The sequence below is a fragment of the Mesorhizobium sp. CNPSo 4684 genome (assembly GCF_057784315.1).
Window position 1 is genome coordinate 52282 of record NZ_JBWLUX010000033.1, and the last position, 24208, is coordinate 76489.

Here is a 24208-nt window from a genome sequence, read left to right on the forward strand (position 1 = left end):
GGCAGGCCGCGTCTGCATGTCTGGCGGCGCTGGACATCGTCCTATTATGTTGGCGCATTATATCGGTGCATTCGAACCGGCATTCTCAAGGAGCCCCTTTTTCATGAAGCGATTTTTCCTCAGCGTCGCCACCGCCGCCGGTCTGTTTCTCGCCTCCTCACAAGCATGGTCGGCCGACAAATTGCTCAACGCTTCCTATGATGTCGGGCGCGAGTTGTTTGTCCAGGTGAACAAGGCTTTCATCGCCGGCCATCCCGGCGTCACCGTCGACCAGTCGCATGCCGGCACCTCGGCACAGGCGCGCGCCATCGCCGAAGGCCTTGGCGCTGACGTGGTCACCTTCAACCAGGTCACCGACATCGACTTCCTGGTCAAGAAGGGCCTGGTCTCCGCCGACTGGCAGAAGGATTTCCCCGACAACGCCTCGCCCTTCTATTCGCTGCCGTCCTTCCTGGTGCGTGCCGGCAATCCCAAGCACATCAAGGACTGGAACGACCTCGTGCGCGACGACGTGCAGGTGATCTTCCCCAACCCGAAAACCTCGGGCAATGCGCGCTACACCTATCTGGCGGCAACCGCCTACGCCAAGGAGGCCTTCAAGGGCGACGACGCCAAGGTGAAAGAGTTCGTCACCAAGCTGTTCAACAACGTGCCGATCTTCGACACGGGCGGCCGCGCCGCCACCACGACCTTCGTCCAGCGCGAGATCGGCGACGTGCTGATTACCTTCGAGTCGGAAACGCGCGGCATCCGCAAGGAGTATGGTGACGACAAGTTCGAACAGGTTACCCCAACTGTCAGCCTACTTGCCGAATTCCCGGTGGCCATCGTTGACAAGGTCGCCGACGAGCATGGCACGCGCGATCTGGCCAAGACCTATCTCGACTTCCTCTACACGCCGGAAGGCCAAACCATCGCCGCCGAAAATGGCCTGCGAGCCCGCAACGCTGACGTCGCGGCCAAATACAAGGCTGACTTCCCCGATGTCCGGCTGCTAACGGTGGAAGAGGTCTTCGGCGGCTGGGACAAGGTGCAGAAGGAGCATTTTGCCGCCGGCGGCCTGCTCGACCAGACCTACGGCAGCCGCTGACATCGGCAGCATCCGACCGAAAAACTGAACAGAAAAAGCCGACTCTTTGCCGGCTTTTTCTTTTTCACGCGCCTAGAGACTGCTACCCGCCCGAATCCGGCGGCATATGTGAAAAACGTTACAAAGAATCAACGCCTTTGTGCCTAACCTCTCAACCGGGCGGCTTGTTCTACGCGAAACCGGGTTGTTCAGGCGAAACGTCATGATTTGCACACAAACAACCGCCAGATGCGGGTGGTTGGGGTTTTCATGAACTGAATCGGGCATGCTTACCAAAAAAGGCAAATACGGCCTCAAGGCCCTCGTGCATCTTTCCGGCCTGCCGGTCGGCCAGCTTGCATTCGTCAACGACATTGCGGTCGCCAACAACATCCCGAAGAAATTCCTGGATGCAATTCTGGGCGAGCTGCGCAATGCCGGTTTTGTGCTGAGCCGCAAGGGCAAGGAAGGCGGCTATCGCCTCGCCCGGCCCGCTTCCGAGATCAAGATCGGCCACGTCGTGCGCGTGCTTGACGGACCGCTCGCGCCGATCCCTTGCGCCAGCCGCACCCAGTACCAGCGCTGCGAGGATTGCGACGAGGCGACCTGCCAGGTCCGGCACATGATGCTGGAGGTGCGCCAGGCCATCGCCGAGGTGCTGGACAACAGAAGCCTGGCTGCCATGCGCGATGCCGACAATGACGATTTTCCGGTCGAGCTGACGTCGCAGATTTAGATAAGTTCGAACCCTGAATGGCGTTCACCATGGCCTGCCGGTGCCGATTGCGCGCCCGTGGCAGACGCAGTAAAGCGATTTTCGGACGCGCAAGAACAGGTGGACACCGGTCGGATGAGGCTGCCGTGGTTGGGAAAATCCCGGAAAGCCGACCGGACACCGTCGTCCGCCGTCATTTACCATACTGAAATCATCGCCGATCTCCTGGTACCCGAGCGGGCCGAGCATGTGCGCTTCTTCAGCCGCAAGCTGGTTCGCCCCGGCAAGTTGCGTACCTTCAACAACAGGGATTTTCGCGAGCTGGTGCTGGCCGCCTTCTATCTCGGCATCGCGGCATTGCTGCCGGTCAGTTGGTGGGCCGCGATCTGCAGCCGCGTATCGGGGCTGCGCCTCAAGCGCCATATCCGCAAGGACTTCGTGCGCTACGCCGCCGCGACGCGCGCGGTGCTCGGCAACGGCATCGATGCGCAAAGGCAGTTCAGGGCCCTGCTCTACGCCAACCATCGCAGGCGATTGCTGCTTGCTGCGCATCTCGTCGGCCGCCGCTGGTCACCCGATATCCGGCTTGAGGGCCTGGAGGGCCTGCAAGCGGCGCTGAAGCGCGGCCACGGCGCCATCATCTGGTGCGATCAATTCACGGCCCAGACCATCATCGGTAAGCGCGCGCTTTATGAAGCCGGCATCGCGGCGCACCAGCTCAGTGTCAGCGCCCACGGCATCTCCGACTCGACCTTCGGCCTGCGCTTCCTGAACCCGCCAATGGTCCGGGTCGAGAACCGATTCCTGAAAAGCCGGATCGTCTTCGATCGCGGCGATGCCTACCAGGTCACCGGCCGGATCCAGAAGATCCTTGGCAACAACGGCGTCGTGTTGGTGACCAACACCGTGCATGCCGGTTCGACATTCACCGAAGTCGGGATCGGCGAGAGCGGCTGGACCCACCTCGCCTCGGCGCCGACGAATTTCGCGGCCAGAGGCAAGGCGGCGCTGTTTTCCATGTCGACCTTCGAGACCGATCCGTTTCGCCAGTACCGCGCTATCCTGAGTCCCGAACTGGTGCCGGCCCCGGCGAGAACCGCTGAGCCCACGACAAGAGCCGGCGGCGCCAAGAACATGGCATTGCAGGCCGAGTACATCCTGCTCAAGCGCGACCGCTTGCTGGAGGCGCTGAAACTTTACCCCGAGCAAATGATGATCTGGTCCGGCGCCGACCGGTTCACCGAACGGCCGGAAAACGCCTTGCCCGATGAGGGTGGTTCATGATTTTGCGCCGGCCAGCAGGCTGGCAACGGCGCTAACGATGTCGGCCACTGGAAGCGTGGCGTCGACCGTCAGCGCCTGCTCGTCGGCGCCAGGCGGCTCAAGGATGGCGAACTGGCTTTCGACCAGGCTTGCCGGCATGAAATGCCCCTTGCGGGTGGCGACGCGCTGCTTGGCGGTGGCGGGATCGATCTTTAGATAGATGAAGACAATGTCCCCATGAAAGCCGCGTAGACGTTCGCGATAGCTGCGCTTCAGCGCCGAGCAGGCGGCGACCACGCCCTGGCCGCTGCCGGCCAGGTCCGCGATCCGCTCGCCAATGGCATCGAGCCAGCCTTCGCGAAGCTGATCGGTGAGCGGCTCACCGCTCGCCATGCGCGCGACGTTTTCGGGCGGGTGCAGCCTGTCGCCTTCGACAAAGACGGCCCCTTCCGCTGCTGCCAGCGCCTTGCCGACAGCTGACTTGCCACAGCCGGCGACGCCCATCACCACGATGGCCCGAGGCACTGAGCCGGGAGCGCCCGTTGGCGCCTGTGCCGTCTTTTCGTCCACGGTCAGCGGCTTGCCGGCGCGCGGCCGTAGAGCAGGAGCATGGCGACGATCACGACGCCATAGATGATCTGCCGGCCGGCTTCAGGCATCTGCATGACCGAAAGGATGGATTGCAGGAGCGTGATCAGTATGACGCCGGCGACGGTGCCGAGATAGGAGCCGCGCCCACCGAGGATCGAGGTGCCGCCCAGCACCACGGCGGCGATCGACGGCAGGAGATAGGCGTCACCCATCGACTGCGCCGCCTTGGAAGCATAGCCGGCGAGAAGCACCCCGCCAAAGGCGGACAGCCCGCCCGATATGGCGAAGGCGATCATCACCACGCGCCTTGTGTCGATGCCGGAGAGATAGGCGGCACGCTCGCGGTTGCCGATGCCGTAGACGCTGCGGCCGAAGCTGGTGCGGGTCAGCACGAGCACCATCGCAGCACCGATCAGCGCCCAGATGATGACGGCGTTGGGCACGCCCGGAATGGCAAAACCTGTCGCGAGATAACGCATGGCGCCGGTGGCCGAATCCTGTGGCGAGAAGCCACCTGTATAGACGACCATGAGCCCTTGCGCGACGGCGTTGGTGGCGAGCGTGATGATCATCGAGGGGATGCGCAGATAGGCGACACCGATGCCGTTGACGATGCCGATCAGCACCCCGCAAAAGATGCCAAACGGAATGGCCAGCGCCACACCGATCGGGCCATAGGCCGCCGCCGCGGCCGCCATCATGGCGCCGACCGCCACCGACCACGGCACCGACAGATCGATCTGGCCGAGCAGGATGACCAGCATCATGCCGGTGGCGATGACACCAAGGAACGACGCCACCTTGAGCTGCTGCAACAGATATTCCGGTGACAGGAAGCTTCTGGAATAGAGGCTGCCGAGAAACAGCAACAGCACGATGCAGGCAAAGGCGGTGAGCACCGCCGGATCGGCGCGGCGGATGAATTTCGGCATGCGCCCGGCGATGCCGCCGATGGTCGTCTCGCTCACAGGAACCACTCCAGCCGGTTGCGGACCCGAAACAGGGCGAAGGCGCCGAGGCTGACCGCGATCAGCAGGATAACGCCCTGGAACAGCGGCTGCCAGAGCGGGTCGAAATCGAAGACGAACAGCAGGTCGCCGATGGTGCGGAAGGCGAGCGCGCCGAAGATGGCCCCGATGGCGCTGCCTTTGCCGCCGAACAGCGAAACGCCGCCCAGCACGACGGCGGCGATCGCGAACAGCGTGTAGGCGTTGCCGCTGGCATAGGCCGCGTCGCCCGTATAGGTGAAGAAGGTCAGGAACAGCCCGCCGATTGCCGCCAGCAGCCCGGCAAGCGCGTAGGCGGCGAACTTGCCGCGCCGGATCGGCACACCTGACATGTAGGCCGCCGTCTCGGATGAGCCTGCGGCGTAAGCGGCACGGCCAAGCACCGAACGGCTGAACGGCACCCAGACGATCAGCACCACGGCGAACAGCGCGACCAGGCTCGCCGGCACCACGCCGAACAGGCGCCCGGTGAGCGCATCGGCCAGATCCTCATTGACCGAGCCGCCCGGGAACGGCCTGAGCAGCAGTGCGATGCCGAAATAGACGGCACCCGTGGCGATTGTGGCCACGATCGGCTGCAGTCGGCCGTAGATGACGATGGCGCCATTGATCGCGCCGCACAACAGCCCGGTGCCGAGCACGGCGACGACGCCGAAGGCGGTCTCGAGGCCGGTGCCGATGACCAGCCAGGAGGCGAGGCAATTGGTCAGCGTGAAGATCATGCCGACGGAAAGGTCGATGCCGGCGGTGATCACCACCAGCGTCTGCGCCATGGCGACGAAGGCGAGCAGCACGCCCTTGTTGGAGGCCGTCTGCACGACATTGGCGGTAAATCCCGCCGGATGGTTCGCGGTGTAGATCGCGAACATGAGGATGAAGATGGCGAACGCCAGCAGCGTTCCGCGTTGTTCGGCAAGCCAGTAGCGCCAATCCTTCACGCGTCCGCTCCGTGCCTGGGGGTGGCGGCGTCGCCGCCATGGATGTTGAGCGCGCTGGCAATCAGCGCCCGTTCGGTGATCTCGGCGCCGACCAGCTCTCGCTTGACCGCGCCGTCATAGAGCACCAGCACCCGGTCGCAGCAGCCGATCAGCTCGTCATAGTCGGTTGAGTAGAACAGGATAGCGGCACCCGCGTCCGCGAGCTTGCGCATCAGTTGATACAGCTCCTGCTTGGTGCCGACATCGATACCGCGCGTCGGATCGTTGAGCAGGATGATGCGCGGCTGGCGCATCAGCCATTTGGCGATGACGACCTTCTGCTGGTTGCCGCCCGACAGCGCGCCGACCGGAATGTCGAGGCCCGCCGTCTTGATCGCCAGCAGCCCCACCATGTCGTCGATCAGCCGCTGCTCGGCGGCGCGGTCGATGATGCCGCCTTTGGACAGCCGGTCGAGAGCCGCGAAGGAGAGGTTTTCGCGCACCGTCATCGGCAGCATCAACCCTTCCGTCTTGCGATCCTCGGGGATCAGCGCCATGCCGATCCGGTCGTCGCGCGCCGCCGCCGGACTGGCGATCGCCACCGGCTGGCCATCGATCAGGATCTCTCCCGAGAGACCGCGCAACACGCCGAAGAAGGCAAGCAGCAACTCGCGCTGGCCCTGGCCGTCGAGGCCGCCAAGGCCCACCACCTCGCCGGCCGCGACGGTCAGCGAGACATTGTCCAGCCGGTCTGTCCACGACAGGTTGCGCGCTTCGAGCACCGGGACAGCAGTAGCCGGCAGGCGCACTGGCTTGGGCGGAAAAATATGGCTGTATTCTCGCCCGATCATCAGCTCGACGACCTCATTGTCGCTCTTGGAGCCGGCGGCATAGCTGGCGACATTGCGGCCGTTGCGAAACACCGTGCACTGGTCGGCGAGCTCCGCGATCTCGTTCATCCGGTGCGAGATGTAGAGCAGTGCCAGCCCTTCCCCACGCAACCGCTTCAGCACCGCGAAGATCTTGGCGACATCGGCGGCAGCCAGCGCCGACGTTGCCTCGTCGAGGATCAGGATGCGCGGCTTCCTGGCCAATGCCTTGGCGATCTCGACCATCTGCCGTCTCGAAAGCGGAAGATCCTTGACCAGCGCCAGCGGATGGATGTCGGCCGCACCCGCGCGGGCAAGGGCTTCTTCGGCGATACGGCGCTGCGCCTTGCGGTCGATCATGCCGAACCGGGTCGGCGGATCGGAAATGACGATGTTGTCGGCGACGCTGAGTTCGGGGACCAGCGACAATTCCTGGAAGATGCAGACGATGCCGGCCTGGTTGGCCGCGGCCGGCGAGGCAAAGCTGACCTCACGCCCGTCCAGCGTCATGGACCCCTCGTCGGGCGCCACCACACCGGCCATGACCTTGATCAGCGTCGATTTGCCGGCGCCGTTTTCGCCGAGGATGGCGTGGATGCTGCCCGATGTGACCGAAAGTTCGGCCTTCTCCAGCGCACGCACGCCGCCATAGCGCTTGGAAATGCCTTCCATGCGAAAGAGTGGAACCGCACCGTCCATCAGCCCTCCGGGGCAGTTTTATGGATTGAGATGGCAAATGGTCGGCGCCGCGGAGCATCCCGCGGCGCCGAATGTGCAGCCTATTGGTCCGCCTTGGTCTGCCCCATGATTTCCTGCGCGGTGAAATTGATGCCGCAGGTCGGGAAGGAATTGCCGACGAAGAAATTGTCGGACTGGTCAGGGAAGTAGTCCTGGCCTTCCTTGAAGTTCGGATCCTCGACGATGGCGAGCGGCAGCTTGACCGACTGCGGTACGACCTGACCCTCAAGTGCGGCGATCGCCGTCTTGATGGCGACCGCGACCTGGGCAGGACCAGTGCCGGCCGAAGAGCATTTCAGGCCGTCCGCCGCGTGCGCCGCGCAGAACTTGCGGAAACCGTTCTCGGTTTCGCCGCCGAACGGCACGAACGGATGCTTGGCGTCGATCATCGCCTGAACGATGCCGGTGTCGCCGCCTTGGCCGGTGATGCCGACGAACGGACCATTGGTGGCGATCGCGTCAGCCGTGACCTTCTGCGCTGTCGGATCATCCCACTTGCCGGCGACTTCGGTGACGTCCCATTTCTTGCCCGAGGCGTCGAAGACCTCATGGATGCCGTTGTGGCGGTCGGTATCGACCGACGTGCCGGCAACGCCGCGCACTTCAAGTATCTTGCCGCCATCCGGTATATGGTTGATTAGCCATTTGCCCCACAGTTCGCCAAGACCCTTCTGGTCCACGTTGACGTTGATGGCGTCCTTGGTGTCGAGGATGTTGTCGAAGGCGACCAGCACGACGCCGGCTTCCTTGGCACGCTTGATGACCGGCCCGAAGGCGGTCGGATTCTGCGCGTTGACGACGATCGCGTCAAAACCGGAATCGATGAAGTTGTTGATCGCCGAGATCTGCGCCGGCACATCCTCGCCGGTCGATACGACCTTGAATTCCTTCAACTTTGCCGCGACGTCCTTCTGCGCAGCGTAGGCCTTGGCCGTCTGGATCATCTGGATGCGCCAGGTGTTGGCGATATAGCCGTTGGCGAGCGCGATGCGGTATGGGCCTTCCTTCTTGGGGAATTTGAAGAACTGTGTATCGGCCGCCCACGGCGCGAAGCAGTCGGGCTCGGCCGCTGGTCCCTTGACGACTTCAGGTTCGGCCATGGCCGACGAACTCAGCATGACGAATGCAGTGGCGGCAACGATGCCACCAACAAGTGACTTGATCATCGATATTCCTCCCAGTTGCAGTTTAATTTTTGATGCTGCTTGCCGTGGTGCGTTTTTCCACGCCCGGCGAAGGCCCTCCAGCCTTGCGGACGGCACGTCTCAAGGGCCCGAAGCCGGCCCGATCCCCTCCCCCTCGCCGCTTCACGGGCGAGAAATGAAACCTAGCATATTATACATAATAAACAAGCATGAGCTGTTGCTTATGTATAATAAACAGGCGTAGCTCCTCAGTCACAACACCTGCCTGATAAAAATGGTAGCGCTACCATGACCTTGTGTAAAGCACATTTGCTGAGGTCGCCAATGCGTGTTCAGCGTGCCGTGCTCTCGCGGGGCTTGAGCTCGAAACCAAGATCGACAACCCGCTGCTCAGGCCTTCGCCCGGCGATCGCCGCCAGCGCCATGGCAACAGACCGGCGACCGATTTCATAGCGAGGGGTGCGGATGCTGGTGAGCGGCGGGAACGCCGCCTGCATCATCTCGAGGTCGTTGAAGCCGACAATGCCGATTGTCTTTGGCACGTCGAGTGCGGCGCTATGGCATTCGAACAAAACGCCGAGCGCGATATCGTCATTGTTGCAGAAGACGCCGTCCAGCGCCGGCATCTTGGCCAGCGCATCGCGAAGCAGCTCGCGGCCGAGCGTCACACTGGACAACAGCGGCGTGGTGGTGATCAGCCGCGGGTCGAACAGGCCGGCCTTCTCCATCGCCGCGCGATAGCCGGCAAGGCGCCGCTGCGAGCGCGGATCCATACGCGCGCCGATGAAGCCGATCCGCCGGTAGCCCGCCTCGATCAGGTGCTCGGTCGCCGTGCGGCCGCCGTCGAAATGCGAGAAGCCGACCAGCATGTCGACCGGATCGGGCCCGGTCTCCATCACCTGCACCACCGGGCAGCCGGCGCTCTCCAGCAGTTTTCGCGAGGTCGGTGTCTGGTCGATGCCGGCCACGATCAGCGCCGCCGGACGCTGCGGTGCGAACACCTGCAGCAGACGCTCCTCCTCGAGGCCGGAATAATGGGTGTTGCCGAGCTGGACGCGGAACGGGCCGTCCGACAGGCTGTCATAGATGCCGCGAACCACTTCGGCGAAGACGTTGTTGGTGAGCGACGGCACCAGCACGCCGAACACATCGGCGCGCGCCGAGGCCAGCGCCCGCGCATTGGGGTCCGGGATATAGCCGAGTTCGTCGACGGCGGCCTGGATCTGGCGGCGCAAATCCTGGCTGACGCGGTCGGGTTCGCGAAGCGCTCGCGACACGGTGATGGCGCCGACGCCGGCCTTGCGCGCGACATCGGCGATCGTCGGGCGGCCGCCGCCGCGGCGCGAGCGCGGCTTGGTCACGGTCCTGCCCTCTGCACCGCCCGCGATCGCGACTTCGTCGTCTCTGTCGCCATGTTTGTCCGGCTTCCCCACTACGCCATGCCAGCTTGGCGTCGCGCAGCAACTGACGATTGTCAAGCCAACGGCGGGTTGCGGCCTCGCCGGCTGAAGTCCCTCAGGCCGCAACCATGGCCGGGCGCCCAGCCCTCCACATCAGCAAAAGGATAGCCGCCACGTTGACCAGGTTCCACGCGATCCCGTTGAGGAACGCGGCCGCGTAGGAGCCGGTCAGGTCATAGATCCAGCCCGACATCCAGCCACCGATCGCCATGCCGAATATGGTCGCCATCATGACGATGCCGATACGCTGGCCGGCCTCCTTGGCGGGCAGGTATTCGCGCACGATGATGGCATAGCAAGGCACGATGCCGCCTTGCGACAGGCCGAACACCAGCGACACGACGTAGAGCGAGGCGAGCCCGTCGAACGGGATGTAAAACAGCAGCGACAGGCATTGCAGCACGGAACCGATAAGCAGCGTCTTCACGCCGCCGATGCGGTCGGCGACAAAGCCGGAGGCGAGCCGGCTGACGACGCCCGCGGCCATCATGATCGACAGCATGTCGGCACCATGCGCGATGCCGTAGCCAAGATCCATGCAATAGGCGACGATGTGCACCTGCGGCATCGACATTGCCACGCAACAGCCGAGACCGGCGATGACCAGCAGCATCTGCAGTGCCGCCGGCGAGATTGAAATCGGCTGTACAGGCCGGCTTCCCGGCGAGCCGGCCGCTGCCGCGTCCGGAGCGCCGCGCCGCAGCAACAGCACCAGCGGTATCATGGTGACCAGACAAAAGACGCCGATGGCAGCATAGGTGAAGCGCCAGCCTTCCGCCTTGATCAGCGTCGGCATGATGGTTGGCCAGAGCGCTCCGGCGAGGTAATTGCCCGCAGCCGCCGCCGTGACGGCGACGCCGCGTCGGCGGTTGAACCAGTGCGAAATATCGGCGATCAACGGTCCGAAGATCACCGATGAGCCAAGGCCGATCAGCACCCCCTGGGCAAGAGTGAATTGCAGGATCGACGTCGACGCCGCCGCGAGCAGGAGTCCGGCGGCGAGTGCCACCGAGGAGATCAGCGCCGGGATCCAATAGCCCATGCGATCGATGGCGCGGCCGACCAGCACATTGCCGGCGGCAAAGCCCACCATGGTTGCGGTGTAAGGCATCGATGCCGCCGCACGGTCAACGCCGAATTCGGCCTGCACGGCCGGCAGCACCACGACGACGGCCCACATGCCGACGGCGCCAATCGTCGCCAGCAGGATCGAGATGGCGAGACGCATCCAGGCATAGGAGCTGTCGATGCCAGGGTTGCTCGCCGGGTTGGCGACGATGGGGGTCAAGGCGTTTCCTGTCCGCGGTTCCGGGAAGTCGACCACCGCCACTATCGGCGCATTCGCGGCGACGGGCAGCGCCACAGCGGCCTGATCGGTGGCTCCAGCGGCCAGGCAAATTTTTTCGGAACCGGCAACGCTCTGCCTGAGTTTTGCGACAGGAAGGAGTTTGCCATGACCGCAAAGAAAAAATGGTCAGCCGAGGTGACCGAGCATAGCGACGCGATGGACCTTGAGGAACACATCTTCGAAGCCGACGACGCCAAAACGATCGCGGCCTCGCTCAAACGCTCGGCTGAGCACAGCGACCGGCGTAAGGCCGAGCCATTCCAGTCGGCAATGTCGATGCTGAATTTTTACATCAACCGCGCCGGCAAGAACCTCCCGCGGGCCCGCCGGAAAGTGCTTGAGGATGCCAAGAACGAACTGCGCGTAGCCTTCGGTCGGCCGGAGCAGGACTAGTCCTCACAATTGGCTCCGCCAAATTCGCTTGAACTGGACCTAGTGACAGGTCCTCTTTCCCTCCAGTTTGCCAGCCTCGGCATTGCGTTCCCCCGAGCCTGTAAAGTGGCGGCATGACGGTCAAGATCGGCATCAATCCCATTACCTGGAGCAATGACGATGTTCCCGCACTCGGCGGCGACACGCCGCTCGAGACATGCTTGTCGGAAACCCGGCAGGCCGGCTATCGCGGCACCGAGCTCGGCGGCAAATTTCCCAGGCGAAGCGACGAGCTTGGAGCGATCCTGTCCTCTTATGGATTGGAGCTCGTCTCCGGCTGGTATGACGGCCGCATTCTTGAGCGCGCCGTCGATGAGGAGTTCGCCGCCATTACGCCGCATCTGACCCTGCTGCGCGACCTCGGCGCCAAGGTTGTCGTCTATGCCGACACGTCGCGCGGCCGCCATGACGGCATCTTTGCCCCGATCTCGCAGCGCCCGCGTCTGGCCGATGACGAATGGGCCGCCTATGGCGAGAAGCTGACTGAGCTCGCCGACCGCATGGCCGCCTTCGGCGTCGGCATGGCTTTCCATCATCATATGGGGACCATCGTCGAGACCGACGACGAGGTCGACAGGCTGATGGCTGCGACCGGCAAAAGCGTCGGCCTGCTGTTCGACACCGGCCATTGCCTGTTTTCGGGCGGCGACCCGGCCTCTCTCTCGAACCGGCATCTCGACCGGATCGTGCATTTCCATTGCAAGGACGTCCGCGCGGCCGTGCTGGAAAAAGCGCGGCGCCACGACATGAGTTTCATGGCTGCTGTGATGGAAGGGATTTTCACCGTGCCCGGCGACGGTTCCGTCGATTTCCTGTCGCTGCTGCAGCCGCTGGCCAAGCGCGCCTACCAAGGCTGGATCGTCGTCGAGGCCGAACAGGATCCGGCCAAGGCGCATCCCTTGACCTATGCCACGAAGGGTTACGCTTCGCTTCTCGCCACGGCCCGCAAGGCCGGGTTTGAGGTAGCGACACGGGACTTGGCCTGACCATCGCCGGGGGGGCTGGTGGTTGGCCGGTTGGGCGCGCGCCTCGGTAGGGGTAGCGACGCGAAAGCGCCCGGCGATCCGCGCCGCCGTCCTCCCCCTGGCGGCGCGGATCGCGCAATTCTCGGCACCGGCTTGGGAGGTCGGATTTTCGACCCCGGAGTTTCCGGCTTGAGGCTGGCGGCAAGCCGTGCCTTGATGCAAATGGAGAAGCGATATGGCATTCGAGGCGGCACTCGGCATGGAACGGCTTTGCACCATCCGTGAGATTGCGCAAAAGGCGGAACTCGGCGCCGCCACCGTGCATCGCGCGCTGAAGAACAGCCGCGAGGTCCATCCCGAAACCAGGCGGGTGGTGCTCGACACCGTCTGCCTTCTCAACGAAGAGAAGATCGCCCGCGCGGCCAGGTTCGTCGGAGACTAGACTTTGGCCGACCATATGCGCCTTTCCCTCGACATCATGTCGGTCGACCGCGCCTCGGACGAGCCGATGCACCGGCAGATCTACGGCGCCTTGCGGCGCTTCATCCTCGACCGCCAGATCCAGCAGAACACGCTTTTGCCCTCGACCCGTTCGCTGGCCGAGGATTTGAAAGTCGGCCGCAACACGGTGATCGCCGCCTACGATCAGCTGCTCGCCGAAGGTTTCATCGAGGCGCGCGCCGGATCCGGCACCTGGGTAGCGCCGATCCAGCAGAAGCGCCCGCCGGCCTCGCTGCGCGCCGGTCTCGCCGCTCCGCAAAAATTGTCGCGGCGCGGCCAGACCATCGTCAACGGCCCGCAGCCGCCGCGCAATGCCGGCGTCATCAACTTCCATCCCGGAGTGCCGGAAACGGCGTCATTCCCCTTCACCATCTGGTCGAGCCTTCTGGTGCGCAATGCGCGCAGCCGTGACGAGAACCTGCTTGGCTATCTCTCCTTTGCCGGCCATCCCGGCCTGCGCCAGGCCATCGCCTCAACCATCAGCCTGTCGCGCGGCATCAACTGCACCGCCGACCAGGTCATCATCGTCACCGGCGCGCAGGCGGCGCTCGATCTCGCCTCGCGCGTGCTGATGGACGAAGGCGACCATGTCTGGATGGAGGAGCCCGGCTATCTCGGCGCCAAGAGCGCCTTCCTCGCCAGCGGCGCCAGGCTCGCGCCGCTGAAGGTCGACCGGCACGGCTGGCACCTCGCCGACCCCGAGCTGCCGCCACCACGGCTGATCTATGTGACGCCGTCCTGCCAATGGCCATTCGGTACCATTATGCGCATCGAGGAGAGGCTGCAGCTGCTCGACATCGCCGAGCGCCACGGCGCCTGGATCGTCGAGGACGATTATGACGGCGAGTACCGTTTTCGCGGCCGGCCGGTTCCGGCGCTGCGCGGCCTCGATCACGCCGACCGCGTCGTCTATATCGGCTCCTTCGGCAAGACGCTGATCCCCGCATTGCGCATCGGCTATCTCATCGTGCCGCGCGAACTGTCGGTGCCCTTCGACCGCGCCGTCTCCATCACCGGCCAGTTCGCGCCGCTGATCCTGCAGGCCACGGTCAACGACTTCATCACGCAAGGCTACTTCGCCACGCATCTGAAGCGCATGCGCCGGCTCTATGCGCGCCGGCAGGCCAATTTCGTCAAGCTGTGCCAGGAGCATCTGGCCGAATGGCTGACGGTGACCGAGAACGATTCCGGCATGCAGCTGCTGGCGAGTTTTACAAGACCCTACAAGGACAGCGACGTCGTCGCCGCCGCCGTCAAGGAGGGGCTCGACGTGCAGGGCATTTCCATCAACTATCATTCAAGCGAGCCGGAGCATGGCCTGCTCTTGGGCTATGCCGCCATGGACGAGCGCCAAATTCTGCGCGCCGTGCTGGCGTTGCGCGCTGCGTTCATGCGGTTGGACCGGCAGTAGGCCGGTCCGACGCGGCGCGGTTCAATTCACGCTGTCGAACTTCTGCAAATCGACGGGGGCTGCCTTGCGCACCTCGACGTCGTCCAGCGAGGCGTTTTCCAGCGCCACGCGGGCTGCCGCGTCGATGTTGTGGATCATGTCAGCAATATCGGCATCGCCGTGCGCCGGGTTCATTGCCACCATCACCGTGCGGTTGAGGATGTCGAGCGACCCCTTGCCGAGATCGTCGGCATAGGTCAGCCGCAGACCTTTGTTTTCCGGCAGCGTGTAGGGATTGAGCGCCGGGTGATGCGCACCCTCATGCATCAGCACCTGATCCCATTGGGTAAAATTGTGGCGGCCGGTCTTGCCGGCAATGACGCTCGGAATGGTCTTGGAAAACGTCTGCGCCGCCTGTTCGCTGGGCAACAGATACATCACCTGCGCCGCGCAGTCGTCATCGGGGCTGTTCATCGGCGATGGCGTCAGGCCGAGATTGCCGAGATGGCGCGTGCCGGCCAGCACCTTCTTCTTCTCCGCCCGCATCGCCTCGATGATGCCGTCGAGACGGTCGAGCTGGACATTGAGCATGGCGCCCATCAGTTCCGAGGCCCGCGCGCCGATGCCGGCGAACGGCTTGATGCTGTCGCTGCGGCCCTGCCAGTAGAAATGGCAGGGATCGATGGCGCAGCGCGCCCGCTCCGCCACCTTCGGATCGCTGGTGGCGATGCCGCCGCCCTCGCCCGAAGTCATGTTCTTGAAGTAGTTGAAGGAATAGGCGCCGGCATGGCCGATGGAGCCGAGTTTTTTGCCTTCATAGCCGCCGCCAATGCCCTGGCAGACATCTTCCAGCACGAGCAGGCCGCGCCTTTGTGCGATGTCCATGATGGCGTTCATGTTGCAGGCGGCACCCCACATATGCACAGGAATGACCGCCTTGGTGCGCGGGCCGATAGCGTCGCGCAGCGCTGCCGGATCGATGGTCAGGCTCTCGTCGATATCGACGATGACCGGAATGGCGCCGACCGACAGCACCGCGGTGGCCGTCGCCATATAGGTGTGCGCCGGCACCAGCACTTCGTCGCCAGGCCCGATGCCGAGCCCGATCAGGCCGGCGGCAAGCCCATAGGTGCCGCTGGCGGCAAGCGCGAAATGGCCGACGCCGAGATGCCCGGCATAGCGCGCCTCGAAGCGGTTGCATTCGCTGTTCTCGCCATAGCGAAACAGAGCGCCCGAGCGGATCACCCTGGCAATGGCTTCGATCTCTTCTTCGCCGGCAGTGTACATGGCAGCTCTCCACATCCCTTGATGGTGTGAAAGCTCTACGCTTGCCGGCGCTGTTTGAAAGAACCACTACGCCGCGATCGGACCAAGCCATCACGGCTGCGCGAGGACGCGTTTAACGCCGAATGTGGGCATAACGAATGAAATCGGCGTTCCACAATGCAGGCCCCGCGGAAAATCGTACCCATCCGAATTCGCTGAAGTGGCCCTGTTGGAAAGCCGGCTTTGGGCGTTCCATCGCGTCCAGTTGGGCAAACGGTCGGTTCCATGCAGCACGGGACACACTTTGGAAGACCCTCGCAACCGGCGTGCCGGCAAGACGGTGGCCGTTCATGAATGCCCCCATGAATGCCCAAAGGCGACAGCTTGTGCTGCATGAAGACGATGTCGGCATGTGCCATGGCGCCAACAGCGCCTTCCTCGAACTGACCGGGCTGGGCGCCTGCAGCTCCGGCGCGGTGATGGTGCCTTGCCCGTGGTTCCCCGAGATGGCCGAAGCGGCAGCCGCGGGCCCTGCCCTCGATCTCGGCGTCCACCTGACGCTGAACAGCGAAAAGCAGCACTACAAATGGCGCCCGTTGACCTCGCCGTCGCGCGCGGCCGGCCTGACCGACGAGTTCGGCTATTTCTGGCCCGATGTCGCGACCACCCGCCGCAAGGCGGCACCACAAGCGGTCGAGACCGAGCTGCGTGCCCAGATCGACACCGCCTACCGTGCCGGCATCGACGTCACCCATCTCGACGCCCATATGGGCGCGGCCCTGTCGCCCGAGTTCTGCGACGTCTACATCAGGCTCGGCCTGGAATACCGACTGCCGGTGCTGCTGACCAAAACCCTGTCGGCCTATTCGCCCAACGACAATCTGGTCGGCGTCACCGAAGCGGCATTCCAGCGCGGCGTCGCCGAGGCCCGCGCTAAAGGTTTTGTCATCTTCGACGCCGCCATCCAGACGACATGGGGCCGCCCGCGTTCGAAGCCGATAGAGCCTGCCTACAAGGCATTGGTCGAAGGCGTGCGTGAAGGCCTGACCTTCTTCTGCCTGCATTTCAACGCGCCGGGCGAGCTCGACTTGATCGAGCCGCGCTCCGCCTACATCCGCACCGAGGAATATGAGCTGTTCCGTGACCAGAGTTTTCGCGACTGGCTCGACGCACAGGACATCGACATCATCGGCATGAAGCCGTTGCGCGAAGAGCTTCGTGCAAGGCTTGGAAGATCGACACCGGCAAAGGCCCGCAAAGCGGCCACCCGGTCAGCGCTATAAGCCGATCCTTCGGCCTGCGGCGCAAAGAGGGAATTGGAACTGCAACGACAATGGGAGAATGACATGAAGACCGTTCTGAAACTGGCGCTCGGCGCGCTTGTCTCGATGAGTATGCTGGCGGGTGTCGCGCAGGCGGCCGGCCTGAAGGACCCGAAAGATGTCCGCATCACCTTCGTGGTGCATGGTTCGGCCTCCGATCCCTACTGGTCGGTGGTCAAGCGCGGTGTCGATGATGCGGCCGCACTCACCGGCGCCAAGGTCGAATATTACGCACCTCAAGTGTTCGACGTGGTCGAGCAGTCCCGCCTGCTCGACGCGGCGATCGCCACCAATCCCGACGGCATCGCCGTCTCCATCGCCGACGCCAATGCGCTCGGCAAATCGGTCAAGGCGGGTCTTGCTGCCAACATCCCGATGGTGGTTCTGGATTCCGGCGAGAAGGAAGGTGCTGAACTAGGCACCACGCTCTATGTCGGCACGGTCTCCGAATATGATTCCGGCAAGAAGGCCGGTGAGCGGCTGGCCAAGGAAGGCACGCTCAAGGTCGTCTGCATCAACCACGAGGTCGGCAATGTCAGCCTCGACCAGCGCTGCCAGGGCTTGAATGACGGGCTGAAGCCTTCCGGCGGCGGCACTGAAGTCCTGACCGTGTCTCCCGATCCAGCCGACATCCAGCGCCGCACCGAAGCCTATCTGTCGGCGCATCCCGACACCCAGGCCGTGTTCGCCCTCGGCGCCACCGCCGCCAATCCGCTGATCCCGTTCTTCCGGCAGAAGGAACTGTTCGGCAAGATCAAGCTCTACACGTTCGACATCAGCCCCGAAGTTCTGGATTCCGTCGTCGCCGGCGAAATGGGCTTCGGCATGGACGCCCAGCAATATCTGATGGGCTATTTGCCGGTGATCTATCTCGTCGAGCACGCCACGCACGGCTTCTGGCCGCAGAACAACGCCTATACCGGCCCACTGTTCATCGACTCACCCGACAAGGCCAAGGCGATCCTGGCGCTCGCCAAGGACGGCATCCGCTAGTCGAGCCAACCAAACGGATCGGGGAGCCGCCATGCGCTCCCCGATCTCTGGTCGACATTGCGAAGTGAACGATTGGGGAGCCTAATGGCAGCCGTGGAAGACAAGGCGATACCTTCAGAAGGGCCGGTCAAAGACCGTTTCGGCATGACGTCGAAGCGCGCCGCCGGCGCCGATGAACGGCTGGCCAGCACCGGCCGGCTGACGCAGTGGCTGCGCCGGCCAGAAGCGGGTGCCGCCGGCGGCCTGATCGCCACCATCATCATCTTCGCGCTGCTGCCGGGAGCATCGAACCTCTATTCGCTGCAGGGGTCGATGACCTTCCTGACGCTGGCGGCCGAACTCGGCATCATCGCCACCGCCGCGGCCCTCCTCATCATTGCCGGCGAGTTCGATCTCTCAGTCGGCTCGATGGTCGGCTTCGCCGGCGTCGTCATCGGGCTGACAGTCAAATACTGGGGCCTGCCGTTATGGGGCGGCATCGCCTGCGCCTTCGCGGTCGCCATACTCACCGGCTACGTCAACGGCCTGATCGTGGTGAAGACCCGCCTGCCCTCCTTCATCGTCACGCTGGCCTCGCTCTACATCCTGCGCGGCCTGTCGATCGGCATCACCCGAGCCGTCACCGGCCGCACGCAAATCCCCTATATCCTCGACGGCGCACCGGATCCGGCCACCGCCGGCCTGTTCAGCGGCCATCTCCTGACCGGCTTCTTCCACTGGATGGGTACGCAAGGCTGGATCGCCACCCGCACCGACGGCATTCCCTTTGTCGTCGGCATTCCGATGTCGATCGTCTGGTGGCTCGGCCTGACCGTGCTCGCCGGTTATGTCCTGACCCAGACCAAATACGGCAACTGGATCTTCGCCACCGGCGGCGACCTCAATGCCGCCCGCAATGTCGGCGTTCCGGTCGACCGGGTGAAGATCGCGCTGTTCATCTACACCGCCTGTGCCGCGACCTTGCTGGCCACCATCCAGGTCATGGAGGCCGGCTCAGCCGACACCACGCGCGGCCTGCTCAAGGAATTCGAGGCCATCATCGCCGCAGTCATCGGCGGCGTGCTGCTCACCGGCGGCTACGGCACCGTCTATGGCGTGCTGTTCGGCGCACTGATCTTCGGCCTGGTGCAGATGGGCATCTTCTACACCGGCATCGACACCGACTGGTTCAAGGTTTTCCTCGGCATCGTCATCCTGATGGCTGTGCTGGTCAACAACTACATCCGCCTCAAGGCGCTCGGACGCGGAGGCGGCAAATGACCCAAGCCATTCAGCCAGCCATGGAACTGCGCGGTGTGTCCGTCAATTTCGGTTCGGTGCGCGCGCTGCAGGACATCGACATCAAGGTCTATCCCGGAGAGGTGCACTGCCTGCTCGGCGACAACGGCGCCGGCAAATCGACGCTGATCAAGGTTCTGTCGGGCGTGCACCGGCCGAGCAAGGGCGAGATTTTCGTCGACGGCAAGCAGGTCGCCTTCCGCAGCCCGCGCGATGCGCAGGACCTCGGCGTCGCCACGGTCTTCCAGGACCTCGGCATGATCTCGCTGATGTCGATCACCCGCAATTTCTTCCTCGGCCGCGAGCCGACGAAGAGCAGTCTGCCCTTCTCGCGCATCGACAAGGAGCGCGCCAACACAATAGCCCGCCAGGCCATGGCCGACATCGGCATTGACGTGCGCGACCCGACACAGGCCGTCGGCACGCTGTCGGGCGGCGAGCGCCAATCGGTGGCGATCGCGCGCGCCGTGCATTTCGGCGCCAAGGTGCTTATCCTCGACGAGCCGACTTCGGCGCTCGGCGTCCATCAGGCCGCAATGGTGCTGAAGTTCATCATCGAGGCGCGCATGCGCGGGCTGGCGGTAATCTTCATCAGCCACAACATCCACCACGCCTACCCCGTCGGCGACACTTTCACGCTGCTAAACCGCGGCCGCAATCGCGGCACTTACGCCAAATCCGAGATCTCGCGCGACGAGGTGATTTCGATCATGTCGGGCGGCGAGGATCTGAAAGCGGTGGAAGCGGAGATCGCCGGCCTGCTGGCGCAGATCGGCAATCGACCAACGGCGGCGCCGTGACGTTTCAGACCATCAAGAGAGACATTGCATGAGCAGGATACGGGTCGGTGTCATCGGCGCCGGCATGATTTCGCAGGTCGAGCACATTCCAAACCTGTTGCGGCTCAGCGATCTGTTCGAACTGGTCGGCGTCGCCGATCCGTCGAGGATTTCGCGCGAGTTCGTCAGCGAGATCCACGGCATCGCCAATTTCGAAACGCCTGAGCAGCTGTTCGACCAGCGTCTGGACGCCGTCGTCATCGGCTCGCCCGACCCGCTGCATCACGAGCAGGTGCTGGCCGGACTCCAGCGCGGCCTGCATGTCTTCTGCGAAAAGCCGCTCTGCTATTCACCGGAGGAGATCGCCGAGATCGTTGCCGCACGCGACAAGGCCAGCAAGGTCATGCAGGTAGGCTACATGAAGCGCTTCGATCCGAGCTACCGGCTGGCGCTGACCTCGCTGCCCGGCACCCCGAAGACGCTGCGTTCCGTCTCGGTCGAGGTCAACGATCCGGATGCCTGGCCCTTCATCGCCCACCAGCGCTATATCAGAGGCAACGACATTCCCAAGGACCTGATTGCTGCCGCGCAAGGCAAGCAGAAACAACAGGTCGAGCGCGCCATCGGCCAGCCTCTGACCGATCTCGCTTTCCGTGGATTTACCGGCGCTTACAGCTCCGCCTTGATTCACGATGTGAATGCCGTGCATGGCCTGCTCGACGCGCTCGGCGTGCCCGATGGCGAGGTCGTCGGCGCGCAGATCTTCGCCAATGGCGATGGCGGACAAGGCGCGATGAAACTGCTGGACGGCCAGGCGCTCTGGACCATGACGCATCTCACCGTGCCGAAGCTCGCCGACTATAAGGAGCGCATCACGCTGTTCTTCGACGAAGCCAGCCTCGAGCTCGAATTCCCCTCGCCCTGGCTCAACCATCATCCGACCCGGCTGACGGTGAAGACGTCGGACGGCCATACGTTATCGACCAGGGACCTGCGCGCCGGCTACGGCGAAGCCTTTGTCGAGGAGATGCGCGGCTTCTGGGGCGCGATCGTCAACGGTGACGAAGTCGTCAATCCGCCCGAACACGCCGCGCGCGACCAGGCGCTGCTGATCGCGCTGACAAGACGGCATTTAGCCGCATAGCCTGCAGGCTGATCCGCTTTTACCGGGAGTTGATAACGCCGTCGGTATTGGCGAGCAGCTTGCGCACGGCATTGCGGGCCGCCTCCGGCCGCTGCAGCCGGATGGCTTTCTCGATCGCCTCGTGCAGCTGCTGTGCGTGCTGCAGATCGTCGAGTTCACGCGTCGTAAAGGTGAACAGATGATCGAAGGCAGATTCGATCAGCACGCCGAGCGGCACCAGCAAGTCGTTGCCGGAGGCGCGCAATATGGCGAGATGAAAGCGGGTATCGGCGCGCGTGCGTTCCTGCAGGCTGGTCGCCTCGCCCATCTCGCGGCAGGCCTGGCTGATCTCGGCCATCTGCTCCTCGGTCCGCCGCATGGCGGCGAACGCTGTCGCTTCCGGCTCGATGATGTGGCGGAACTCTTGCACCGTTTTCAGGAACACTTCGCGGTCGGGCGAGGTCGCATACCAGGCCAGCACATCGCGGTCGAGCAGGTTCCAGCGCTCCCTGGGTTCAACCCAACTGCCGATCTTGGGGCGTGATGCCAAAAGGCTTTTGGCCATCAGCATCTTGATCGCTTCGCGCACCGCCGAGCGGCTGACGTTGAAGGTTTCCGACCATTTGGCTTCATTGGGCAGGATGGTGCCCGGCGGATAATCGCCGCGCACGATCCGAAGCCCGATTTCGCTGGCCAGCGACGCATGCACGCTGGAGCCGGGCACCCGGGTTGCGTCGGCCCGACGAAGCGCCGCCGGGCGCTCGACGGCCGCCGCCTTGTCGGGCTTCTTTCCCTTATTCGGCTTTCCGTCCCTCATGCGTCCACAAAGTCCGGATTTTTAAAGCTGTCAAGCAAAGGAAAGGACGTTGGCGGCAAAGCCTGAGGCTGTGCACAGATCAGGTTACAACCTTGCCCCCCAAAGCCTATTTGCAGCCCTATTTGACGTATTTGCGCCAGCTATGCTCGGGACGGAAGCCGAGCATGTCCCTGGCCTTGCGGTTGGAGAGCAGCGTCTCATATTCGCCGAGTTCCGCCTTGACAGGCACATTGGGGTAAAACCGCTTCAACAGCTCGGCCGTCGGCAGGTCGGACGAGGTGTCGTCATTGGCGGCGTTGAAGACCTGAAAGCCGAGACCGTCCTTTTCCACCGCGCGCAGCGTGATCTGGCCGAGGTCGCGGGCATCGACATAGCTCCAGGCGATGCGCTTGCGGAAGCCCGGATCGGCGAACCACTTCGGAAACAGCGAATATTCATGCGGTTCGATGACGTTACCGATGCGCAACGCATAGATGTCGGTGCCGTTGCGCTGCGCAAAGGCGCGCGCCGTGTGTTCGTTGACGACCTTGGACAGCGCATAGCTGTCCATCGGATCGACGTCGTATTCTTCGTCGAGCGGGAAATATTTGGGGTCGCGCGGTTCGTTGGCGAACACCACGCCATAGGTCGTCTCGCTGGATGCGATCACCACCTTCTTGATGCCGAGCTTCACTGCCGCTTCGATGACATTGTAGGTGCCCATCGCATTGATGCGAAACACCTCATTGTCGGGCGTGATCATGATGCGCGGGATGGCGGCGAAATGCACGACGGCATCGACCGGCTGCGAGCGCAGCGACGGGTCGAATTCATGCAGGCCCATGTAGCTCGTCAGCGCGTTGAACACCTGGCCGCTGTCGGTGATGTCGGTGATCAGCGTGCGCACCTTGGGATTGTCGAGCGGTTTGGTGTCGATGTTGAGCACCTGGCAGCCCTGCTCGACCAGATATTGCACGACATGGCGCCCGGCCTTGCCGCTGCCGCCGGTGAACATGATCCGCTTCGTCATTTTCGCCTCCAATGCCTAGGATTCCTGTGTATTGTCAGACAATATGGCATTCCGCAACCACCCTCGCCGGCAAACGGCGGCGCCAGATATCAATCATTGCAACAGGACTTCAAGACATGACCACGACTGCCGCGAGCGAAAAGATCGGCTTCATCGGCCTTGGCCTGATGGGGCACGGCATCGCCAAGAACATCGTCGACAAGGGCTATGAGCTGACCTTCCTTGGCCGCAAGAACCGCAAACCGGCGGAAGACCTGCTAGGCCGCGGCGCCAAGGAAGCAGCAACCTCGCGCGACGTGGCGGCGGCGTCCGATATCGTCTTCATCTGCGTCACCGGCTCGCGCGAGGTCGAAGCCATCATCCGCGGCCCCGGCGGCCTCAAGGAGGGCCTGAAGAAGGGCTCGGTCGTCGTCGACTGCTCGACCTCCGATCCGGTCTCGACCGTGGCGCTGGCGGCGGAACTCAAGGAGATCGGCGTCGACTTCGTCGATGCGCCGCTGAGCCGCACACCGAAGGAAGCCTGGGAAGGGACACTCGACGCCATGGTCGGCGCGCCCGACGCGCTGTTTGCCCGGGTAAAGCCGGTCATCGAGACCTGGGCGGGACGCATCGTCCACATCGGCAACACCGGCGACGGCCACCGCATGAAGCTGCTCAACAACTTCATCTCGCTGGGCTACGCCGCGATCTATTCCGAGGCGCTGGCGCTGGCCGAGAAGGTCGGCATATCGCCGCCGCGCTTCGACAGCGTCATCCGCAACGGCCGCATGGATTGCGGCTTCTACCAAACCTTCATGCGCTGGACGCTGGAAGGCGACCGCGACGCGCATAAATTCACCATCGCCAACGCCTTCAAGGACCTGACCTATCTGGAATCCATGGCGGGTGCGGCCGGCATCGCCAATCCGCTCGGCAACGCCACCAAGAATTCCTTCGCCGGCGCCCACGCTACCGGGCCGGCCGAGCAGTTCGTGCCGATGCTGGCCACGCATATCGCCAAGGTGAACGGCGTCGATCTCATGCCACGCAAGGACGGCAAGAAGCAGACGATCTGATCAGCCGATCTCCCCCACAAGGGGCAGGGGAATCGCAGATAAGTTGATTGGCTCTTGCCAAGTAGGAAAAGAGGGATTCTTGAGAGGCTTTCTCGCTACAGAGGAGGCCGCGGTGCCGTTGATTATGTCTATCCTGCGAGAGGTTCGAGATCCGCG

Annotated in this window: 23 protein-coding genes; 13 read left to right on the top strand and 10 right to left on the bottom strand. The window is 63.6% G+C overall.

The window, feature by feature from the left end:
• Window positions 1-103 precede the first annotated feature (103 nt).
• The 3 genes from AC04SG_RS26175 to AC04SG_RS26185 all read left to right on the top strand — a co-directional run bounded on the left by AC04SG_RS26175 (window position 104) and on the right by AC04SG_RS26185 (window position 3068).
• Window positions 104-1090, top strand: coding sequence for a sulfate ABC transporter substrate-binding protein (locus tag AC04SG_RS26175; protein ID WP_488553400.1), 987 nt, complete (start codon window positions 104-106; stop codon window positions 1088-1090).
• A gap of 265 nt (window positions 1091-1355) precedes the next feature.
• Window positions 1356-1805: an RrF2 family transcriptional regulator gene (locus AC04SG_RS26180; RefSeq protein WP_112394487.1), complete on the top strand. Its 450-nt coding sequence runs from the start codon at window positions 1356-1358 to the stop codon at window positions 1803-1805.
• 114 nt (window positions 1806-1919) lie between these two features.
• The gene (locus AC04SG_RS26185) at window positions 1920-3068 is read left to right on the top strand and encodes a hypothetical protein (RefSeq protein WP_488553401.1); all 1149 of its coding nucleotides are present in this window, start codon (window positions 1920-1922) and stop codon (window positions 3066-3068) included.
• Here the strand turns inward: AC04SG_RS26185 and AC04SG_RS26190 are convergent.
• The 7 genes from AC04SG_RS26190 to AC04SG_RS26220 form a co-directional block, all read right to left on the bottom strand.
• Window positions 3063-3617 (bottom strand): gluconokinase, encoded by a 555-nt coding sequence (locus AC04SG_RS26190; RefSeq protein WP_488553402.1) that lies wholly within the window; start codon window positions 3615-3617, stop codon window positions 3063-3065. The two genes, AC04SG_RS26185 and AC04SG_RS26190, sit on opposite strands and share 6 nt — an antisense overlap.
• 2 nt (window positions 3618-3619) lie before the next feature.
• Window positions 3620-4606, bottom strand: a complete 987-nt coding sequence (locus AC04SG_RS26195) for an ABC transporter permease (protein WP_477231610.1) — start codon at window positions 4604-4606, stop codon at window positions 3620-3622.
• Complete coding sequence (locus tag AC04SG_RS26200) at window positions 4603-5583, bottom strand: ABC transporter permease (RefSeq protein ID WP_488553403.1); 981 nt, start codon at window positions 5581-5583, stop codon at window positions 4603-4605. The genes AC04SG_RS26195 and AC04SG_RS26200 overlap by 4 nt, the downstream gene beginning before the upstream one ends.
• Window positions 5580-7130, bottom strand: a complete 1551-nt coding sequence (locus AC04SG_RS26205; protein WP_488553404.1) for a sugar ABC transporter ATP-binding protein — start codon at window positions 7128-7130, stop codon at window positions 5580-5582. The genes AC04SG_RS26200 and AC04SG_RS26205 overlap by 4 nt, the downstream gene beginning before the upstream one ends.
• Before the next feature lie 80 nt (window positions 7131-7210).
• The gene (locus tag AC04SG_RS26210; RefSeq protein ID WP_488553405.1) at window positions 7211-8335 is read right to left on the bottom strand and encodes a sugar ABC transporter substrate-binding protein; all 1125 of its coding nucleotides are present in this window, start codon (window positions 8333-8335) and stop codon (window positions 7211-7213) included.
• A gap of 311 nt (window positions 8336-8646) precedes the next feature.
• Window positions 8647-9675 (bottom strand): HTH-type transcriptional regulator GntR, encoded by a 1029-nt coding sequence (gene gntR / locus AC04SG_RS26215; protein ID WP_488553406.1) that lies wholly within the window; start codon window positions 9673-9675, stop codon window positions 8647-8649.
• A gap of 154 nt (window positions 9676-9829) precedes the next feature.
• The gene (locus tag AC04SG_RS26220; protein ID WP_488553419.1) at window positions 9830-11002 is read right to left on the bottom strand and encodes an MFS transporter; all 1173 of its coding nucleotides are present in this window, start codon (window positions 11000-11002) and stop codon (window positions 9830-9832) included.
• A gap of 225 nt (window positions 11003-11227) precedes the next feature.
• Between AC04SG_RS26220 and AC04SG_RS26225 the strand changes: the two genes are divergently transcribed.
• The 4 genes from AC04SG_RS26225 (at window position 11228) to mocR (ending at window position 14431) form a co-directional block, all read left to right on the top strand.
• Entirely contained in the window at window positions 11228-11515 is a 288-nt protein-coding gene (locus AC04SG_RS26225) for a DUF3175 domain-containing protein (RefSeq protein ID WP_488553407.1), read from the top strand.
• Between the two features lie 113 nt (window positions 11516-11628).
• On the top strand, window positions 11629-12540 hold the full coding sequence (gene iolE / locus AC04SG_RS26230) for a myo-inosose-2 dehydratase (RefSeq protein ID WP_488553408.1): 912 nt from the start codon (window positions 11629-11631) through the stop codon (window positions 12538-12540).
• 214 nt (window positions 12541-12754) lie between these two features.
• Window positions 12755-12961 carry a LacI family DNA-binding transcriptional regulator gene (locus AC04SG_RS26235; protein ID WP_488553409.1) on the top strand — a complete coding sequence of 69 codons (207 nt, stop codon included), beginning with the start codon at window positions 12755-12757 and terminating at the stop codon, window positions 12959-12961.
• Window positions 12962-12964: 3 nt separating this feature from the next.
• Window positions 12965-14431 (top strand): rhizopine catabolism transcriptional regulator MocR, encoded by a 1467-nt coding sequence (mocR, locus tag AC04SG_RS26240; protein WP_488553410.1) that lies wholly within the window; start codon window positions 12965-12967, stop codon window positions 14429-14431.
• A gap of 21 nt (window positions 14432-14452) precedes the next feature.
• On the opposite strand, the gene AC04SG_RS26245 is transcribed toward mocR, so the two are convergent.
• Entirely contained in the window at window positions 14453-15697 is a 1245-nt protein-coding gene (locus AC04SG_RS26245; protein ID WP_488553411.1) for a DegT/DnrJ/EryC1/StrS family aminotransferase, read from the bottom strand.
• 341 nt (window positions 15698-16038) lie between these two features.
• Between AC04SG_RS26245 and AC04SG_RS26250 the strand changes: the two genes are divergently transcribed.
• The 5 genes from AC04SG_RS26250 to AC04SG_RS26270 all read left to right on the top strand — a co-directional run bounded on the left by AC04SG_RS26250 (window position 16039) and on the right by AC04SG_RS26270 (window position 21192).
• Complete coding sequence (locus AC04SG_RS26250; protein WP_488553412.1) at window positions 16039-16959, top strand: ChbG/HpnK family deacetylase; 921 nt, start codon at window positions 16039-16041, stop codon at window positions 16957-16959.
• A 63-nt stretch (window positions 16960-17022) separates the two neighbouring features.
• Window positions 17023-17991: a rhizopine catabolism ABC transporter substrate-binding protein gene (locus AC04SG_RS26255; protein WP_488553413.1), complete on the top strand. Its 969-nt coding sequence runs from the start codon at window positions 17023-17025 to the stop codon at window positions 17989-17991.
• Window positions 17992-18135: 144 nt separating this feature from the next.
• Window positions 18136-19251, top strand: coding sequence for an ABC transporter permease (locus AC04SG_RS26260; protein WP_488553420.1), 1116 nt, complete (start codon window positions 18136-18138; stop codon window positions 19249-19251).
• The gene (locus tag AC04SG_RS26265; RefSeq protein ID WP_488553414.1) at window positions 19248-20069 is read left to right on the top strand and encodes an ATP-binding cassette domain-containing protein; all 822 of its coding nucleotides are present in this window, start codon (window positions 19248-19250) and stop codon (window positions 20067-20069) included. The genes AC04SG_RS26260 and AC04SG_RS26265 overlap by 4 nt, the downstream gene beginning before the upstream one ends.
• 28 nt (window positions 20070-20097) lie before the next feature.
• Complete coding sequence (locus AC04SG_RS26270) at window positions 20098-21192, top strand: Gfo/Idh/MocA family protein (RefSeq protein ID WP_488553415.1); 1095 nt, start codon at window positions 20098-20100, stop codon at window positions 21190-21192.
• Window positions 21193-21211: 19 nt separating this feature from the next.
• Here the strand turns inward: AC04SG_RS26270 and AC04SG_RS26275 are convergent, their stop codons facing one another.
• Window positions 21212-21988, bottom strand: a complete 777-nt coding sequence (locus AC04SG_RS26275; RefSeq protein WP_488553416.1) for a FadR/GntR family transcriptional regulator — start codon at window positions 21986-21988, stop codon at window positions 21212-21214.
• A gap of 118 nt (window positions 21989-22106) precedes the next feature.
• The gene (locus AC04SG_RS26280; RefSeq protein WP_112560284.1) at window positions 22107-22997 is read right to left on the bottom strand and encodes an NAD-dependent epimerase/dehydratase family protein; all 891 of its coding nucleotides are present in this window, start codon (window positions 22995-22997) and stop codon (window positions 22107-22109) included.
• Window positions 22998-23113: 116 nt separating this feature from the next.
• On the opposite strand from AC04SG_RS26280, the gene AC04SG_RS26285 reads away from it, so the two are divergent.
• On the top strand, window positions 23114-24052 hold the full coding sequence (locus tag AC04SG_RS26285; protein ID WP_488553417.1) for an NAD(P)-dependent oxidoreductase: 939 nt from the start codon (window positions 23114-23116) through the stop codon (window positions 24050-24052).
• Window positions 24053-24208: the final 156 nt, after the last annotated feature.

Coding starts and splice junctions, on each gene's coding strand:
- AC04SG_RS26185 (WP_488553401.1), top strand. CDS start 1,920: ATGAGGCTGCCGTGGTTGGGAAAATCCCGGAAAGCCGACCGGACACCG.
- iolE (WP_488553408.1), top strand. CDS start 11,629: ATGACGGTCAAGATCGGCATCAATCCCATTACCTGGAGCAATGACGAT.
- AC04SG_RS26285 (WP_488553417.1), top strand. CDS start 23,114: ATGACCACGACTGCCGCGAGCGAAAAGATCGGCTTCATCGGCCTTGGC.
- AC04SG_RS26245 (WP_488553411.1), bottom strand. CDS start 15,697: ATGTACACTGCCGGCGAAGAAGAGATCGAAGCCATTGCCAGGGTGATC.
- AC04SG_RS26265 (WP_488553414.1), top strand. CDS start 19,248: ATGACCCAAGCCATTCAGCCAGCCATGGAACTGCGCGGTGTGTCCGTC.
- AC04SG_RS26250 (WP_488553412.1), top strand. CDS start 16,039: ATGAATGCCCAAAGGCGACAGCTTGTGCTGCATGAAGACGATGTCGGC.
- AC04SG_RS26175 (WP_488553400.1), top strand. CDS start 104: ATGAAGCGATTTTTCCTCAGCGTCGCCACCGCCGCCGGTCTGTTTCTC.
- AC04SG_RS26280 (WP_112560284.1), bottom strand. CDS start 22,997: ATGACGAAGCGGATCATGTTCACCGGCGGCAGCGGCAAGGCCGGGCGC.
- AC04SG_RS26275 (WP_488553416.1), bottom strand. CDS start 21,988: ATGAGGGACGGAAAGCCGAATAAGGGAAAGAAGCCCGACAAGGCGGCG.
- AC04SG_RS26270 (WP_488553415.1), top strand. CDS start 20,098: ATGAGCAGGATACGGGTCGGTGTCATCGGCGCCGGCATGATTTCGCAG.
- AC04SG_RS26225 (WP_488553407.1), top strand. CDS start 11,228: ATGACCGCAAAGAAAAAATGGTCAGCCGAGGTGACCGAGCATAGCGAC.
- AC04SG_RS26260 (WP_488553420.1), top strand. CDS start 18,136: ATGACGTCGAAGCGCGCCGCCGGCGCCGATGAACGGCTGGCCAGCACC.
- AC04SG_RS26235 (WP_488553409.1), top strand. CDS start 12,755: ATGGCATTCGAGGCGGCACTCGGCATGGAACGGCTTTGCACCATCCGT.
- AC04SG_RS26180 (WP_112394487.1), top strand. CDS start 1,356: ATGCTTACCAAAAAAGGCAAATACGGCCTCAAGGCCCTCGTGCATCTT.
- AC04SG_RS26220 (WP_488553419.1), bottom strand. CDS start 11,002: ATGCGTCTCGCCATCTCGATCCTGCTGGCGACGATTGGCGCCGTCGGC.
- AC04SG_RS26205 (WP_488553404.1), bottom strand. CDS start 7,130: ATGGACGGTGCGGTTCCACTCTTTCGCATGGAAGGCATTTCCAAGCGC.
- AC04SG_RS26210 (WP_488553405.1), bottom strand. CDS start 8,335: ATGATCAAGTCACTTGTTGGTGGCATCGTTGCCGCCACTGCATTCGTC.
- AC04SG_RS26255 (WP_488553413.1), top strand. CDS start 17,023: ATGAAGACCGTTCTGAAACTGGCGCTCGGCGCGCTTGTCTCGATGAGT.